The organism is Streptomyces sp. NTH33, assembly GCF_003236365.1.
Classification (GTDB): Bacteria; Actinomycetota; Actinomycetes; order Streptomycetales; family Streptomycetaceae; genus Streptomyces.
Map to the genome: position 1 here is coordinate 1 of NZ_POTZ01001085.1, position 561 is coordinate 561.

Consider the following 561-nt stretch of genomic DNA (forward strand, 5'->3'; position numbering starts at 1 on the left):
GGCCGGGGCCGCTCTGGTCGCGGGTTCGCTGCTCGCGCTGTTCACGGTCAAGCACTCCCAGGCGCTGTTCCTGGGGCTGTGCCTGGCCGCCGCGGGCGTGCTGGTCGCCGTACGGCGGTGGACGCGGCGGCGGCCGGCGGGGCACGGGGTCCTCGTGGTCACGGCGGTGGCGTGCTGTGCCGTCGCCGGCACGGTGCTGCTGGCGCGGGCGCTGCGTTACCCGACCGGGAACGACAGCCTGCAGGACCTGCTCACCGGTCACTACGCGCTGCCCGACCGCGCCCGTCCCTGGCGGGAGCTGCTGCACCTGGAGGCCGGCTTCTGGCTGGAGTGGCTGCGCCGGCAGCTGTGGCAGCCGCTGTTCGCGGCGCTGCTCGCCGCGGGCGCGTGGGGTGCGCTGCGGCGGCAGCGGGCGTTCGGCCTGTACGTGGTGGCGGCCGCGTTCACCGGGATCCTCACGCAGGCGGCGCATCCCGACATCACCGTGTGGGGCGAACGGCTGATCGTGCTCGCCTGGCTGCTGCCGGTGGTGGGAGTGCCGCTGCTGCTGGAGGGGGTGGC

Annotated in this window: 1 pseudogene; it reads left to right on the forward strand. The window is 75.6% G+C overall.

The annotated features are described in order from the left end of the window. Positions 1–561 (forward strand): annotated as a pseudogene (locus C1I97_RS38590) (hypothetical protein); the annotation flags it as partial.